This is a genomic window from Hymenobacter sp. B1770, from assembly GCF_049896385.1.
Lineage (GTDB): Bacteria > Bacteroidota > Bacteroidia > Cytophagales > Hymenobacteraceae > Hymenobacter.
Window position 1 is genome coordinate 250,432 of the sequence record NZ_JAFCUF010000003.1, and the last position, 15,683, is coordinate 266,114.

The following is a 15,683-nucleotide window of genomic DNA, read 5'->3' on the forward strand; positions in this document are numbered from 1 at the left end:
GTTGGAGAAATGAGGACGTTCAAACTCCCCTCCTTAGCTAAGGAGGGGAGTGATGTTCAATAAATGCTTAGTCGTCATCATCGTCTTCATCCTCGTGCTCTGTTTTGGCCTCGCGCACGGCGGCGCTGCGCCGCGGAGCAGGCATGTAACTGTGCTCGCCCCGGATGGCCTGCCAGATATTCTCGTTAAACGCCAGGTCGGGCGCGGCGTCTTCGCGGCTGAAATCGAATTTTTCGGCGCGCCGAGCGGGCGCGTTGTAGGCGGTGTTGCGCATGTCGAGAGCCGTGGTAGGCGGGCGCAGAACGTAGGGCGCGAAGTTGGGCTTGGAGGTGAAGCAGGCCCAGAGTGGCACGGCGGCGGCGTCGTACTGGCTCATGGGCGGCAGGCCAAGGATAAGCTCCAGCGTGCGCAGCATGCCCGAGGTGGTATAGGCTGTGTGCACCACGGCGTGGCGCCGGATGTAGGGCCCTACCAAGTAAGCCGTGGAGCGGTGTGCGTCGACGTGGTCGGGGCCGTTCTGGGCGTCGTCCTCGATTATCATGACTACCGACTCTTTCCAGACGGGACTTTTCGAGAGGTGCTCCAGCATCCGTCCCAGGGCCAGGTCGTTGTCGGCGGCGTAGGACAGCGGGTGCAGGGCGCCTTTGTAAGCACCCAGCGTGTGGTCGTTGGGCAGGCGGATAATGCTCAGGTCGGGCACGGCGTTGATGGCCACAAGGCTATCGAAGTCTTGCTCCCACACCTTTTCGCGGTCTACATCGAGCACGTTCATGTCGAAGCCTGCGTACTTTTTGCAATAGTTGGCCGCAATGGCCGGTGTGGTGGGCTTGCCCTGAAACACGAACTCGCCGTAGGAGCGGAAGCTGCGGCCGGCGCGCAGGCAATAGTCCCAGAGGAAGCCGTCTTTGGGCTGGGCCACTTCGCCCCGTGCGCCCTCAAAATCGTAGCTGCCACCGCGGCCGCTGTAGTTGCTGGGCCAGCTTTTCTCCACGAAATCAGTGGCGTAGGCGGCCGTGCTCCAGTTGTGGCCGTCGGCACTGACTTCAGCATCGACGTAGAAGTTATCGAGCAGCACAAACTCCCGCGTAAGGGCGTGGTGGTTGGGCGTCACCTTTTCCGGAAACAAGCACAAGCTAATATCGCCGTTGCCGGCGGGCACATCGCCAAGCACTTGGTCGTAAGTACGGTTCTCTTTGATGATGTAGAAGACGTGTTTAATGGGCGACTTATCGCCCACGCGCTGCGGCACGGGGTTGCCGGCCGGCACGTCGGGCGAGGCTTCACGGTCTTTGGAGAAGGGTGTGTTGGCATACACCTGAGCCGAGAACGTGGCCAGTGCCGCGGCATCGGGCAGCGGCAGGCGCGCCAGGGAACTGCCCAGCAGGCCTCCTATGTAGCCAGCGCCCTTTTCGCCTACGTCGCGCACTGGGTTAGGGCCGTTGGGGTTGGGCTTGGGGGTCTGACCTTTGCCATTGACAACCATCAGCTGCGAGCCCGCCACGCGCACCGCCGTGGGGTACCAGCCGGTGGGCACGAAGCCCAGGGGCCGGCTGGCGCGGGGCTCGCGCACGTCGAACACAGCCAGGCAGTTGTTGTCAGCGTTGGCAATGAAGAGCTGGGTGTCGTCGGCGTTCAGGGTCACGCTGTTGGGCGTGCTACCGGCGGGCGAGGCAGGGAACAAGGCTGTATTTAGCGTTTCGATGACGCGACCCTGGCGGGTGTCGATGATGGAAACCGAGTTGCTGTTGGCGTTGGCCACGAACAGGCGGCCGCCGTCATGGGTCAGGGCCATGTCATTGGGGTGGCTTTCCACCTCAATGCTGGGCAAGAGTTTCTGGCTGGCGATGTCGTAGGGAACCACCGCGTGGCCGCCCCACAGGCTGATATAGAGGCGGGCTCCATCGGGGCTGAGCAGCACGGCGTAAGCTTCGGCGGGCAGCTTGAGGGTGCGCAGTATCCGGCGCGTTTTCAGGTCGAAAGTGTAGAGCGAGTTGTCTTCCCGCGTCACGGCGTAGAGCAGGTTGCGCCGGCCATCTACCACGAGGCCGGCCACGCCGATTTTCTGCTTCGGCCATTTGTCGCCGAGCACCAAGGCGCTGTCAGGGCGCAGCTTCTGGCCCTCCACCCGGAAGCTGTGGATGCGGTTGTGCTGGCCGCCCGAGGCGTAAAGGCTGCGGCCGTCGGGAGCAAAGGCGAGGCCCATCCAGGCGGCGGGCACCACGCGGGTATCGAGCAGCTTGCCGGTGGCTACTTCGAGGAGTTGAACTGAGTTTTCGCCCCAGCCTGCGTTCACTACCGCGGCCAAGCGGCCATCTGGGCTGATTTGCAGGTTGAGGGGCAGGTCGCCTAGAGGCGTGAGGGCGCCGGCGGGGCTCAGCTTCCAGCCGTTGGGCAGCAGCGTTTGGTTGGTGCCGGCTATGGGGCCGGGCAGTACGCCGGGCGCTTCAGCCACGGTTTTGGTGCCGGGGCTACCGGAGCAGCCCAGCAACACCAGCAAGTGCAGCAAAGGGGCAAAAAAACGCAATCGGGCAGAAAAAACCATAAGCAAAAAGCTCCGCGGGAAAGCTGCCGCGCCAGCCGCCACGAAGGTAGCCAGCAAGCACGAGCACGTCGTTACCCCTACATTACTTCCACCGATTTAGCGCCCTGGCAGCACGTTTTTGCCTTTCATAAAATAGAAACAACTGAATGACGTTGTAGCTGCATTCATGGTCTTTGTGGTTAGTATTATGCTGCGTCTGCGTCGTTTGTCGTGCTGCGTGTTTTTGTTATTGCCCCTGTATCAGCTGCTGGCCCAAGCCTGTACGCCGCCCGCTGAAACCACTACGCTGGGGGAAGCCGGCCCTACCGACGGAGCTTTTTGGCAGGAGCAGCTCCGGTTTGTGCGGGTGCGGATGGCGCAGGTCGGCACCGGGCCCGTAGTGGCCGACCGCCTCCGCGCTCATAAGCTCGACCCGCGGCAGCTCGAAATCTTTCTGCGGGTCATCAAAACCAACCAGGAGCTGGAGGTGTGGGCGCGCAATCGGGGCGCCGGACCGTTTGCGCTGCTGCAGGCGTATCCTCTGGCAGCCACGTCGGGCCGGTTGGGTCCCAAACGCCGCGCCGGCGACCGCCAGGTGCCCGAAGGCTTTTACGAAATCGACCGCTTCAACCCCCAAAGCAACTACCACCTTTCGCTTGGCATCAACTACCCCAACGCCACCGACCGTGCCTTGGGCGAGGCCAACCCCGGCGGCGACATCTTCATTCACGGCGGGGAGGTCACGGTGGGGTGCCTGCCCATCACCGACATCGGGATTGAGGAAGTGTACCTACTGGCGGTGGCGGCACGGGCAGCCGGCCAGGGCATTATTCCGGTGCACATCTTTCCCTTCCCCCTCACCGAAAAGGAGCTGGCCAAGCGCGCTGCCAGCCCGCACCAAGCCTTCTGGCGGGGCCTGATGCCGGGCTATACCTACTTTGAACAACACCACGAAGCCGCCGAACTGGCTCGCCTGTCGGTGGCCGGGAAATAAGGAGCGTTTAGCAACAGCCGTGCCCCCGCCACCGGCGCACTAACTTGCCGGCGTGCCACGCTACCTGCTGCTTTTCCTGGTTTTGGTTGTCCTGTTCAACGCGAGCCGTGTGCTGCGCGAACCTCGTCCCGACGCCGACCGGCCCATGGATTTCCGGACCTGCTACGTGGGCCAAGCCGTGCTACGCGAGGGCCTCAACCCCTACCATGACACCACGCTCAAGCAGGGCTGGCAGCGCATTGTGCGGCAGGAAGCCCTCAGTAGCCGCACCCAGCCGGGACTGCCCAACCTGCCTTTTCTGTATCCGCCGTGGGCAGCCGCTCTTTTTGGTCTCACCATTGGGCAGCTCCCCTATCGCCTGGCCTGGCCGCTGTGGACTGCATTGGCAGGGTTGAGCCTCGCGTTGCTGGCTTGGCTGTGGCCCCTCGTTTTGCGTTCGGAAAACGCGCCCGTTGCGCCGTGGTGGCACTACTTGGTGGCAGCGCTGGCGCTCAAGGGCACTGTGCCCGCCTTGCTCACGGGCCAGCCCACTTTTGTGGCCCTAGCCCTGGGTGTGGGCGCGCTAGCCGCGGCCCGCTTGGGAACAAGCTGGTTACCCTTCCCCTTAGAGGCTACACCTGCCACCCATGAAGCTTCAGCGGCAGTCGTGGCTCCGGCACTGGGCGGAGTTACCAGGCGGGCCGTGCTGGCCGGCCTGCTGCTGGGGTTGGCAGCCTTCAAGGTAACCCTACTCCTGCCGTTCGCGGCGTGGTTTTTATGGCAAAAACAGTGGGCCACGCTCACCGTGGCAGCGGTGCTGGTAGCACTGCTCAGCGCCGCGGCCTGGCATTGGGCGGCCTTCCCGGCCGATTTGCTGCCCACCTACCAAAGCCTGGTGGCGCAGGTGCGCGCCCAGGCTTTCGACCCCAGCGACCCAGACTATCCCCTCACCCAGGGCATGACCTTGCGCCTGGAACTGGGAAACGTGCTGGAGTGGCTGCAACCCGGCAGCAGCCCTTGGCACCCGCTGCTGCACCGATCAGTGTGGCTGGCCGCCGGGCTGCGGCTGTTCTGGCTGCGGCGGCGCGGTGTGGTGCTGGCCCACTGGTATTTGTTTCTGGTATTGAGTTTCCTGACGCTGCTCACTACCTATCATCTGTACTATGATGCCGTGCTGCTTGTGCCGCTGCTGGCCTTCGGGTTTCGGCTGCCTAAGCGGCTGCGCTGGTTGCTGCTGGCATTACTGCTTCCCTTCTTTCTACCGCTCAATGGCATTGCCCTGGCCTTAGGCAACCCGGCGGGGCTGCAGTTTGTGTATTTCCTGATGCCGCTGGCGCTGCTGGGAGCACTGGGTTTGCTGCTAGCCCGGCCAGTGCAGGCTAGGTCGGCCGGTGAAGGGTAGGCCGACCTACTAAAGCGACGTCAGCGGCATCTTTACCGCGCCATCTGTCATGCTGAGCTTGTCGAAGCATCTCTACCCCGGGAGTAATCAATGCTACTTCAACGAAGCGGTAGAGATGCTTCGACAAGCTCAGCATGACAGTCAATTTATTTTTCGGCTAGGCACCGAGCTGCATCTTTCCTCAGCCTTACAAATGGCCCCTGCAAGCGCATCACACCAGCCGGCACGATTTTTTCGTTTACTCCGCCAACAACCTGCTTTTCCCATTATGAAACGCTTTCTTTTCGCCATCATCCCCCTCCTGCTTTCCTTCTCGGCCCGTGCCCAGCGGCCCACCGACATTTGGTATTTTGGCCAGCAGGCCGGCCTCACCTTCGCCGATGGCAACACGCCCAAGCCGCTCAACGACGGCAAGATGACTACCTACGAAGGCTGTGCCGTGGCCACCAGTTCCCGGGGCGAGCTGCTCTTCTATACCAACGGCGAAACCGTGTGGAACCGCAAACACCAGGTCATGCCTAATGGCCGCAAGCTTATGGGCAGTGGTAGCAGCACGCAGTCGGCCCTCATCGTGCCTGACCCGGGCTCGGGTAACATCTTCTACATTTTCACGGTAGCCCCGCAGGGCACCCCCGAAGGCCTGCGCTATTCCATCGTCGACATGACCCGCGACAATGGCTTCGGCGACCTGCCGCGCCTGAACCTGCTGCTCATTCAGCCGGTAGCGGAAAAGCTGGCCGCCGTGCGCCACACCAATGGCCGCGACACCTGGGTGGTGGCCCACCGCTGGAACTCCAACGCCTTTGTGTCTTACCTCGTCACGGCCGATGGTGTGGCCGGCAAGCCCATCATGAGCAATGTAGGCAGCATGAACGCTGGCCCTGGCCGCAATGCCATTGGCGCCCTGAAGTTCTCGCCCGATGGCCGCCGCCTGGCCGCCGCGCTGTGGCGCGAAAGCAACAAGTTTGAACTGTACGACTTCGACCGCACCACCGGCAAGGTGAGCAACCCCAGCAGCTTTGGCCCCTTTGCGGAGGCCTACGGCGTTGAGTTCTCGCCCGATGGTACCAAGCTCTACGGCACCTGCAACGGCGTGGGCGGTGGCCAAACCGAAATCTGGCAGTTCGACCTCCGAACTAAGGACAAGCTGCTGGTGGGCAAGTCGGCCAACCGCAAAATTGGCGCCCTGCAGCTCGGCCCCGACGGCCGCATCTACGTGGCCCGCGAAGACAACCCCAACCTGGGCGTGATTCAGAACCCCAACGCCCTGGGCAAAGACTGCCAGTACGTGGACGAAGGCCTGAAGCTAGGCGGCCGCCGCAGCAAACTGGGCCTGCCCGCCTTCGTGGTAGTGCCCTAAAGTGAGGCTAAGGGGACTATAATAGTACCTAACTGGGCTATTACAGTGCGCCAACTGTCATGCTGACGAAGGAAGCATCCTTTCACGTCTTGACGATTCGTTCCGCGGGGATAAGATACTTCCTACGTCAGCATGACAGACGGAACGGCAACTGTCATGGCAGCCTCTTTGCCTAACTTGCCGGGCAGCCGATTAGCTTATTTATCCCCGCCGAACTTGAAGCGCAGAACCCCCAGAGCCATGGAGTAGTATGGCGACTTTTCGCTGGAGAAGCCGAACACGTCGCGCGTGCTGATGCCGGCTTCCCAAATAGGGGTTACCAGCGTGAGGCCCAGCGGTAGGTTGGTGCCGAAGCCTGCGCCGCCACTTACGCCGCTGCTCAGGCGCAGCCAGCGCGTAGGCTTAAAGTCAACACCTAGCCCCACAAAAGGCGACGTCAGGTTCCCGGCTACTTTGTTGAGCGGCGCGGTGAAATCGACTCCCGCCTCGAGCAGGCTGCTGATGCGCACGCCAGCGCCCAGGCGCAGCTTGGCCGGCAGGGCGGCGGTGCGTTCCTGCTGGCCATCGTAGGTAAAGAGGTTGTCTTGGTCAGTATCAAATTGCTTCACCACCTCTTTGAGCACGTCGTAGGTTTCGAGGCCCGTAGCGGAAGTGGGCTGAAGTTGCTGGTCGGCAGCAGTCACTACGTTGCCGGTCCAGGTCATGGAGCCCAGGTCGGTGAAGGATGCGCCGACGCGCACGATTTTGCCTATTTCGGCAGCTAGTCCTAAGTCGTAGCCGTGGCCGCGGCCCACTGGCTTCAGCCCCGAACCCATTTCACGGCGGAAATTTGGGTTGTTCGCCAGAGCACTGTAATCAACTCCTAGAAACGGGGTTAGTGCCGAATAGGCCGTCAAATTGCCTTCTTCAGCTCGAATATCGGCAACCCCGAAGCCCTGGATATATCGGTATCCCGCCCCAGCGGAAAGCTTAAAGCCCGTTTTGTCGAGCACGCGCAGGCCGTAGGATATGTTGTACTCGCTGGTCCAGGCCATCTGGATGGCGGTGCCGTCCAGAAATTCCGACAGCAGCGGGGGCGGCAGCGGGCCAGGGCCCGTGGTGGTGTAATAAGGCTGAATGCTGGCGGCTTCCTTGCCATTGATGATGACATCGGCCGCGTTGCGGTTCAGGGCCAGGTGAGCGCTGAGGCGTTGGCGGTTGCTGAAGGCCAGGCCACCCAGGCCGTTGGGCAGGCTGACGGCCAGCCCCAGTGTGGTGGCGTCGACGTTCAGATTGAAGGCATTGTCGCCCGCAAAGCCATCGACCAAGGCGTTGCGGTCGGCGGGGCTGATGGCTTCGGTGCGCTCAAAAATGATGCGTTCGAAAAAGGTCTGGCTCAGCGAGCGGGAAGCCAGGCCCATGCCCACCTCGCCAATGGTGAAAGACACCGCCGATTCGCCGGTGCGGCCCAGGTTGGCGGGGTTCACTCCGATGGCCTGGTAGCCATGGGCAAACGTATTGATAACGCCGCCCCGGCCGGTAGCCGAAAAATTGCTAAGCTCGTTTTGGGCGCGCACGGCGGTGGGCAGCGCCAGCAAGGCGGCCAGGGGCAGGAGGCGTAGGGATTTCATAGGGTCCGGGGTAAAGTCAGCAGCAGCTGGGCGGGCTAGGCCATCCTATCCATTAGCTTGCCGTTTGATTTCGTAAAATAAGCCGCCATCGAGCAATTCTGCTCCTGACAAGTCCATCCAACCCCGAGCGCAAGCTCGTGCTACTACCTCATGCCTGCTCCCAAACGACTTACTGCCCCAGAGTACGCGGCTGGCATTCTGGCCGGCAACCGCACCATTCTGGGCCGGGCCATCACCTTGGTCGAAAGCACCCTGCCCGCCGACCAAGCCCTGGCCCAGGAAGTGCTGCAGGCCGTGCTGCCCCACACCGGCCGCAGCCTGCGCGTGGGCATTACGGGCGTGCCGGGCGTGGGCAAAAGCACGTTTATTGAGGCCTTGGGCCGGCACTTGGTCGAAACCCTGGGCAAGCAGCTGGCCGTGCTGGCCGTGGACCCCAGCAGCCAGCGTGGCGGCGGCAGCATTCTGGGCGATAAAACCCGCATGCCCTGGCTGTCGGCGCACCCGTCGGCCTTCATCCGGCCCTCCCCTGCCGGCACCAGCCTGGGCGGCGTGGCCCGCGCCACCCGCGAGGCCTTGCTGCTGTGCGAAGCCGCGGGCCACGACGTCATTTTCGTCGAAACTGTGGGCGTGGGTCAGTCCGAAACCACCGTGCACGGCATGGTCGATTTCTTTTTGCTGCTCATGCTTGCTGGCGCCGGCGACGAGCTCCAGGGCCTCAAGCGCGGCATTATGGAAATGGCCGATGCCCTGTGCATCACCAAAGCCGACCACGGCAACGAGCAGGCCGCCCGCCGCGCCCGCGTCGATTACCAAAGTGCGCTGCACCTGTTTCCGCCCTCGCCGTCGGGCCAGGCGCAGCCCGTGCTGCTGACCTCGGCCGTGAGCGGCACCGGCCTGGCCGAGGTGTGGGAGGTAATTGAAAACTATGCCGCCGCCACCCGGCAAAACGGCTATTTCCAGCAGCGACGGCAGCAGCAGCAGCTTCAGTGGCTGCACCAAAGCATTGTGCAGGAGCTGGAAGCGCGGTTTTATGCAGCGGCGGCGGTGCGCAAGCGGCTCCCCGATATGCAACAAGCCGTGGCTGCCGGAAGGTTGACACCCTTCGCAGCAGCCACGGAATTGCTAGAGCTTTCCGGCGACCTTACAAAGACGCCGTAGCCAGTCCGCTCTCCACGCGGCGGCTCATTGTTTCGCTTACGGCGATGGTGGCGCCCCCAGGCTTTTTGCTGTATACCTGCACATTGTAGCGGTAGCGGTTGGGTCCCACGCTCAGTATCACGGCGTACCGACCACTGGGGAGGGTGTTGAATTTAAGCAGCGTGCCGTAGGCTGACTCCCGGTGGATTTCGTGGAGAATCGTGTTGCCTTTAGTCATGTTCACTACCCGCAGCACGGCGGGCTTACTGGTGGAGTTGCTGATGCGGATGCGCAGGCTTTCGGCGTCGGGCTGCGTCACGTGCACCGGCTGGGTTTGCTGGGCCTGGGCGGGGCTGCCGAAACCGGCTCCGACCACGGCAACCAAGCCAAGCAGCGCTGGACGCACCATAGAGCGGACAATGAGTTGTACTTCGGCAACGGGCTGCGAAATGAGGAGATTGAAAGAGGTTTTCATGACTAACAGAAAAAAGATGGAAGGTGAAATTGTACTACCCTGGCGAGGCCGGCGCAAGACAAATGCTTATGTCCGGTTTTGAGCATCTGCCGCCCAGAGGTATTAGGGTAATTTCCAACGCCATGCCAATTTTTCAATTAACTGACAATCAATATAATAATAGAACAAACGGCTTATTGGCCTGGACAGAATATGTTCGTCTTTGGGCAGGTGTTCGATAATGAACACCCGCTAACAACCCAAGGCTAAGACCGCCGCTTATGGCTGGCAGCCATTACCCGCATTAATAATGCTCCAAAGCAGGCCAGCGGTTAGTAACTCTCGCCGCTGTCGAATAGCTTCGTTGTTGATTCCTGTTGTCGGCAATTCATTTCTTCTTGTCCCTTATTCTCCCCGATTATATGCTCGTTTCTACTCGCCTGGCCTTGCTTGGGCTCCTGACTTTCACCTCGTTCATGGCTCGGGCCCAAACCACAGAACAACTGCGCCGCTGGCAGCACCTGGACCTGAAGGCCGACGGCGTGCCCGGCATCAGCGCCGACCGGGCCTACCAAGAACTGCTGGCTGCCCGCAAGCCCACGCCGGTGCTGGTAGCGGTGCTCGACTCGGGCATCGACTCAACCCACGTGGACCTGAAGCCCATTTTGTGGAGCAAACCCACCGAAATAGCTGGCAATGGGATTGACGACGACAAGAACGGCTACGTGGACGACGTGCGCGGCTGGAATTTTCTGGGTGGCAAAGACGGCCAGAACATTGCCGTGGAAACGCTGGAGCAAACCCGCATCTATGCGCAGTACAAGGCGCAGTTTGAAGGCAAGAAACGCAGGTCGCTGTCGGCAGCCGACCAAGCCAGGTTCGATGTGTACGAGCAAGCCAAAGCTTCTTACCAGCAAGACCGGGCCCAGGAAAACAAGCAGTTCTCCATGCTGACCGGCGCGCTAGAAAGCAACACGGCCGCGTTCGAACGGGTAAAAAGAGTGCTGAATGTAGCCCTGCTCGACACCGCTACCCTGCGGCAGGCCACCCGCTCTCGCCCCGATGTGCCCAGCGCAGCCTCCCTAGATGGCTTTCTGCGCCGCAACAACTTCGCTAGCACCGATGCAGCCCTGCAGAGCCTCAACGAAGCCCTTACGCACTCCCGCGACCGGCTCGAAAAAAGCCTCAACCCCGATTACAACCCCCGCGCCCTGGTGGGCGACGACCTGACCAACCTCACCGAAACAGGCTACGGCAACCCCGACTCACAGGGCCCCGATGCCACCCACGGCACACACTGCGCCGGCATCATTGCCGGCGTGCGCAGCAACCAGTTAGGCGCCGATGGCGTGGCCGCCTCGGTGCGCATCATGAGCGTGCGCTCGACGCCCAGCGGCGATGAGCGCGACAAAGACGTGGCCAACGCCATTCGCTACGCGGTGGACAACGGCGCCCAAATCATCAGCATGAGCTTTGGAAAGGACTTTTCGCCCGACAAAGCCGCAGTGGACGCGGCCATGCAGTACGCCGACCAAAAGGGCGTGCTGCTGGTGCACGCTGCCGGCAACAGCAGCCGCGACACCGATGCCGGCCGGAACTTCCCCTCGGCGCGCTACCTCAGCGGGCAGGACATTCCGAACCAGATTACGGTGGGCGCCAGCAGCCGCCTCAACACCGAGCAGCTGGTGGCCGAGTTTTCCAACTACGGCAAGCAAACGGTAGACGTGTTTGCGCCCGGCGTCGACATCTATTCCTCTACACCGGGCAACACGTATGGCACTTTCAGCGGCACCAGCATGGCGGCCCCGGTGGTGGCGGGCGTAGCGGCTGTGCTAAAGGCGTATTTTCCGCAGCTCACCCCGCAGCAGCTCAAGCAGATTATCATGCAGTCGGCGGTGCCCTACCACACCAAAGTCCTCAAGCCGGGCACCAAAAAATCGGTTGATTTTGCCACGCTGTCCCGCAGCGGCGGCATCGTGAACCTGTACGAAGCCGTGAAGCTGGCGGAGCAGCAAACTACTGCGAGCAAGTAGCCTGTGAGTTGAACCGCCTAGCGTTGGCAGGACAGCCTTGCTGCTCTTTTAGCTTGTTCTGTTTATGCAGGAAGCAATAAAGACGGTCATGCTGAGCTTGTCGAAGCATCTCGCATGGGTGTAGTAAGTCAATTGTCTGTCATGCTGAAGCACGAAGCATCTTATCTCCGTTGAACGAATGGTTCTAACGTGACAGGATGCTTCGTGCCTCAGCATGACAGGCGATTGGATTTACCACCCCACGCGAGATGCTTCGACAAGCTCAGCATGACCGTTCGATGGGGCAGCCAGTCATACAACCTGCTACTCTTTCACCGCCTTCGCCAGCTCTTTCAACTCCTTCACAGTGCCACTGCCATTGAAATGCATGGTAGCATCTTTCGCGTCTTCTTCCCCTACTGCCACGGTGGCGGTGCCGCTGAGCTTGTAATCGGTTTTTTTGGCCTTGAACAAGGATTTGAACAGCACCTTAGGCATGGATTTGGACTCGAACTTGACGTGGACCGGCATTAGCTCGGTGCCCTTTTTATTAAAGGTGACGTCCTTGGTTTCCTAGCCTTTCACGTCGAGGCCGTCTTCAATCTGAAAGCGGTAGTTCACGCTTTTAACGGTGAAAGGAATGGATTCGTAGTTCGTGACACGCAGGTTCACCATGGCTTTTCCCTCCTGCAGGCCCAGCTTGGTAACGTCCACATCGGCCACTTCAATCTTGGGCAGTTTGGGAATATAGACGCGCTTGCTCACATCCACGGGCATTTTGGTGGGGCCCACCCCGGGCAAGTCAGCGTAGAGCAGGGTGCGCATCTGCACGGCCACGCAGTCCTGCTGGGCCGTTTCGGCCGTGTTCTTCAGCTTAGGAATGTTGAGGCTGATGGGCAGTTCGAGGCGGTTGGTGGCGTTTTTCTCAATCTCCAGGGGCCGGTCTTTGCGGCCCTGGGCGAGGCGCTTGCCGTCTACCAGGGTTTCGTAGCTCAGGCTGTCAACTTTGAGGCTCACGGGCGCGTTGTTGCGCATGTGCACCACCATTTTGCCCCGAATTCTTTCGCGTGATGTTGCTGATGTTTAGGGTCGGGGCTTCGAGGGTGGGTGCCAGGTCGCGGCTGCGGTCGGTGGCGAATTAGGCAATGCCGCCGCCCACCAACAACAAGCCAAGCAGCACAAAAAAGCCAGTCGGCAGCGCGTGCCGCCGCGGATACGATTCAGAAGCCATAATCCAGGAGGTAGATTAGAATAAACTGCGCCTCGCCCAGCCATCAATCGGCTGAGATTCAACATCATACTTCCTTACCTACGCGAGTACCCAGCGGGCTAGTTATGGCCGGGTTTACGAAAACCGAAACCCGTCGCAAAACGCGTCACAGCTAACGCGCACACAATCAAAGGCTTTTTTTGTATAGCGCTAAGATTTAAAAAAAACTGTAAAAACAATGTCAGGGGCGAGTAAAGCGCTCTAACATCTTCCCGGCTGTCTAAGCGCGGCGCGGCCGCAAGGCCAGGTAATCCAGGAAGTACAGCACCTTCACCGACACCGAGTTATTGTGCGGGGTGTTGATGGTGTTGCTCAGGTTATCGAAGTAGAGCGGCGTGGCGGCATTGGCCTCGAGAAGGGTTGCCCCGGCGTTCTTCCACACCACGCTCACCTGGGAGCCAGGCGCAAACCACCACGAGTACACGGCGTCGATGTTGAAAGCGTTGAATGTGTTGTCGCGGTTGCGCTGGTAGGCCACGGGAGTTTCCACGCCGTCGGGGCGCAGGCGCGTGAAGTCCAGGTAGTGCACGTTGCTCACGTAGTGCCGCATCCGCACGTTGAACGACATGCGGTTGGTGAACGTGTAGGTGGCCGTGGCTGTGTTGGTGATGGTAGTGACGGTGCGTCGGCCTAGCAGCACGTCGCGGCCAAAGGCCGCCAGCAGGGCGGCATCCTCGGGCTGGGACCGGTTGAGGCCGCCGGCGTAGCCAATCTGGTTGCGGCGCAACTCGTAGTGCAGGTTGTAGATGAAGCTGAGCTGGTTGCTGGCCCGGTAGCGCGGGCTTAGAGTGGCGGAAAAGTTGTTACGTCCGGTGCGGTCGCCATCGGCAGCATAAAAGCGGAGGCCGTAGCTAAAATCGTAGGCAAATTTCTTGCGGTAGTCCGACGACAAGTAGCCGTGGAGGCCCACGTTGGCCGGGAGGCGCACGTAGTATTCTCCGATGGGCGTGCGGCGCGGGTCGAAGTAGTCGCGGTTCAGCGGCGAGGCATCCCCGTTGATGCCCGTGGAGATAAAGTTCTTGGTGAAGGTGGTATTGGCGCCAAAATACAGGGTTGTGCTCTGGTAGCGCAGCAGGGGCTGCTGCAGCATCGTGTACAGAAGGTTGGCATGGGTTGTGAGCCGGTTTACCTTCCAGAAAGGCGTGTAAATATTGTAGTTCGCGTTGAGCGACTGCGAAATCTTGTTGTTGCTGAACAGCAGGCCAAGGTCGTTGGGATTGTACGTGTGCGACTCGATGCCGTGGTCGACGTTCCAGGTAAACTTGCCGCTGATTTTGCCGAAGTTCAGAAAGTATTTGTAACCGTTCTGGTCAGATATTTCTTGGTCCGAATTGAAGGCTTTGCCGCGGCGATTGGAATAAATCAGCCGGCCGTCGAGGGCGTAGCGATTGGCTTTGTTGGCAAAGCGAAACAGGCCACCGGTCACGTTGGCGTCGTAGGTGTTGCCGGCCCGCGTCACGTTGGTGTTAATAAGGCTGACGAAGGAGTTGTTTTTCAGGCTCTGGTCGAAGACCACAATGCTGTAGTTGCTGAACGGCTGGGTGAGCACCTCGCGGCGAGCGCCGGTGGTGCTATCCTGTAGGGTGGCGTACACGTTATTGCTCAACGCATTGAATATACCCACCCCCAGGCCCTTACTGGTACGGCCCGATACCTTGGTGGCGTTCAGCAAAGGCGTGGTGCCCGGGTTCTCCAGCACAAATTCGCCGCTTTGGCGGCTACCGTCGGCCTCGTGGGAGCCCGGGCGCACCTGCCCGCCCACCTGCCCGAAGCCGATGGGCGTAGCGCCCACTCGGCGCGAGTAAAACAGGTTGCCTTTGTTGAACAGCTCGGTGCCTTCGGTGAAGAATTGGCGGTTTTCGTTGAACTGCACTTCGAAGGGCGAGAGGTTAAGCACCTGGTTGTCGCTCTGCACCTGCCCGAAGTCGGGCACGAGCGTGGCGTCGAGCGTGAAGCTCTCGTTGATGCCCCACTTCACGTCGGCCCCGCCATTGAAGCTGGTGGCGGTGTTCCGCTTGCCCTGCTCGTTGAAGGGGTAATGGTCGACGTAGGTCGAAACGTAGGGCGTCAGCGAGAGGCGCAGCGGCGGCTTCAGGTCGCGCAGGCCCGTGAGCTCGCCCCATTGGTTCACAAAGCCCGACACCTGGGGCTTCACCTCGTTCCAGAAAAACTTTTGACGGGTGCTACGCCGCTGGCGCCCAAAGTTCAGGCCCCACACCTGTTCGGGGGCATTGCTGAAGCGAATGGCCGAAAATGGGATGCGCATTTCGGCCACCCAGTCGTTGCCCTGCAGCGTGGTGCGGGAGTCCCACACGGCGTTCCAATTACCGTCTTCGCCAGTAGCGGGCGAGTTGCGCCTGTCAATCTGAACGCCGCCGGGCGTCAGCAGGAATTCGTAGCCGTTCAGGTGGTCGTTGTAGGTGTCGATGAAAACCCCAAACCAGTCGGAATTGCCAATGTGGTCACGGGCGCTGAGCTCGCGAAAAATGGAATCCTGCGACACGTCGTGCATGATGGCGCCCACGTAAATGGCCGCGTCGTCGTAGAGAATGCGTACTTCGGTGGGGTGTTTTTCCGGGCGGCCGGGCGTGGGCTCCAGCTCGTAGAACTGCGACGCGACGGGCGCCGATTGCCACACCTCGTCATTGAGCAAACCATCGAGCTTGGGCGGGGTGCTGATGCGCACGGCCTGAAGCTGGCGCTTAGGAGCAGGTTGGGCGGCGTTGGGGGCGGCGGTGCTGGACACCGAATGCTGCTGCCCTTGGGCTACACCTGTCAAAAAACATAACCAACAAATCAGTAATAAACAACGCATATAACTACACCAATACAGCTCGCCTGAGGTAGGCCCATAGATGCCGCAAAGGTCCGAAAGTTGCTTCCCCTACCCTAACTTCTTGCATTAATAAAATCTGACTAACAACCAGAAAGGCCGGCACTCGAA

The 15,683-nt window shown here is 60.7% G+C and carries 11 protein-coding genes; 5 read left to right on the plus strand and 6 right to left on the minus strand.

What is annotated here, in order from left to right; genetic code table 11:
• Nucleotides 1-67: 67 nt before the first annotated feature.
• The gene (locus ACP7AJ_RS07885; RefSeq protein ID WP_426059644.1) at nt 68-2,524 is read right to left on the minus strand and encodes an alkaline phosphatase family protein; all 2,457 of its coding nucleotides are present in this window, start codon (nt 2,522-2,524) and stop codon (nt 68-70) included.
• Nucleotides 2,525-2,708: 184 nt separating this feature from the next.
• On the opposite strand from ACP7AJ_RS07885, the gene ACP7AJ_RS07890 reads away from it, so the two are divergent.
• The 3 genes from ACP7AJ_RS07890 (at nt 2,709) to ACP7AJ_RS07900 (ending at nt 6,256) form a co-directional block, all read left to right on the plus strand.
• Nucleotides 2,709-3,515 (plus strand): L,D-transpeptidase family protein, encoded by an 807-nt coding sequence (locus tag ACP7AJ_RS07890; RefSeq protein WP_426059645.1) that lies wholly within the window; start codon nt 2,709-2,711, stop codon nt 3,513-3,515.
• Between the two features lie 52 nt (nt 3,516-3,567).
• Complete coding sequence (locus ACP7AJ_RS07895) at nt 3,568-4,896, plus strand: glycosyltransferase 87 family protein (RefSeq protein ID WP_426059646.1); 1,329 nt, start codon at nt 3,568-3,570, stop codon at nt 4,894-4,896.
• Between the two features lie 268 nt (nt 4,897-5,164).
• Nucleotides 5,165-6,256 carry a hypothetical protein gene (locus tag ACP7AJ_RS07900; protein WP_426059647.1) on the plus strand — a complete coding sequence of 364 codons (1,092 nt, stop codon included), beginning with the start codon at nt 5,165-5,167 and terminating at the stop codon, nt 6,254-6,256.
• Between the two features lie 197 nt (nt 6,257-6,453).
• On the opposite strand, the gene ACP7AJ_RS07905 is transcribed toward ACP7AJ_RS07900, so the two are convergent.
• A complete protein-coding gene (locus ACP7AJ_RS07905; protein ID WP_426059648.1) occupies nt 6,454-7,866 on the minus strand; it encodes a DUF5723 family protein in 1,413 nt (470 codons plus the stop codon).
• Between the two features lie 150 nt (nt 7,867-8,016).
• On the opposite strand from ACP7AJ_RS07905, the gene meaB reads away from it, so the two are divergent.
• A complete protein-coding gene (gene meaB, locus ACP7AJ_RS07910) occupies nt 8,017-9,024 on the plus strand; it encodes a methylmalonyl Co-A mutase-associated GTPase MeaB (RefSeq protein ID WP_426059649.1) in 1,008 nt (335 codons plus the stop codon).
• Here meaB and ACP7AJ_RS07915 read toward each other — a convergent pair.
• Complete coding sequence (locus tag ACP7AJ_RS07915; protein WP_426059650.1) at nt 9,008-9,478, minus strand: hypothetical protein; 471 nt, start codon at nt 9,476-9,478, stop codon at nt 9,008-9,010. The two genes, meaB and ACP7AJ_RS07915, sit on opposite strands and share 17 nt — an antisense overlap.
• A 401-nt stretch (nt 9,479-9,879) precedes the next feature.
• On the opposite strand from ACP7AJ_RS07915, the gene ACP7AJ_RS07920 reads away from it, so the two are divergent.
• Complete coding sequence (locus ACP7AJ_RS07920) at nt 9,880-11,490, plus strand: S8 family serine peptidase (RefSeq protein ID WP_426059651.1); 1,611 nt, start codon at nt 9,880-9,882, stop codon at nt 11,488-11,490.
• A 303-nt stretch (nt 11,491-11,793) separates the two neighbouring features.
• On the opposite strand, the gene ACP7AJ_RS07925 is transcribed toward ACP7AJ_RS07920, so the two are convergent.
• From ACP7AJ_RS07925 to ACP7AJ_RS07935, 3 genes are all read right to left on the minus strand, one after another.
• The gene (locus ACP7AJ_RS07925) at nt 11,794-11,967 is read right to left on the minus strand and encodes a hypothetical protein (RefSeq protein ID WP_426059652.1); all 174 of its coding nucleotides are present in this window, start codon (nt 11,965-11,967) and stop codon (nt 11,794-11,796) included.
• Between the two features lie 75 nt (nt 11,968-12,042).
• A complete protein-coding gene (locus ACP7AJ_RS07930) occupies nt 12,043-12,504 on the minus strand; it encodes an LEA type 2 family protein (RefSeq protein WP_426059653.1) in 462 nt (153 codons plus the stop codon).
• Between the two features lie 455 nt (nt 12,505-12,959).
• Nucleotides 12,960-15,518: a DUF5916 domain-containing protein gene (locus tag ACP7AJ_RS07935; RefSeq protein WP_426059654.1), complete on the minus strand. Its 2,559-nt coding sequence runs from the start codon at nt 15,516-15,518 to the stop codon at nt 12,960-12,962.
• Between the last annotated feature and the right edge of the window lie 165 nt (nt 15,519-15,683).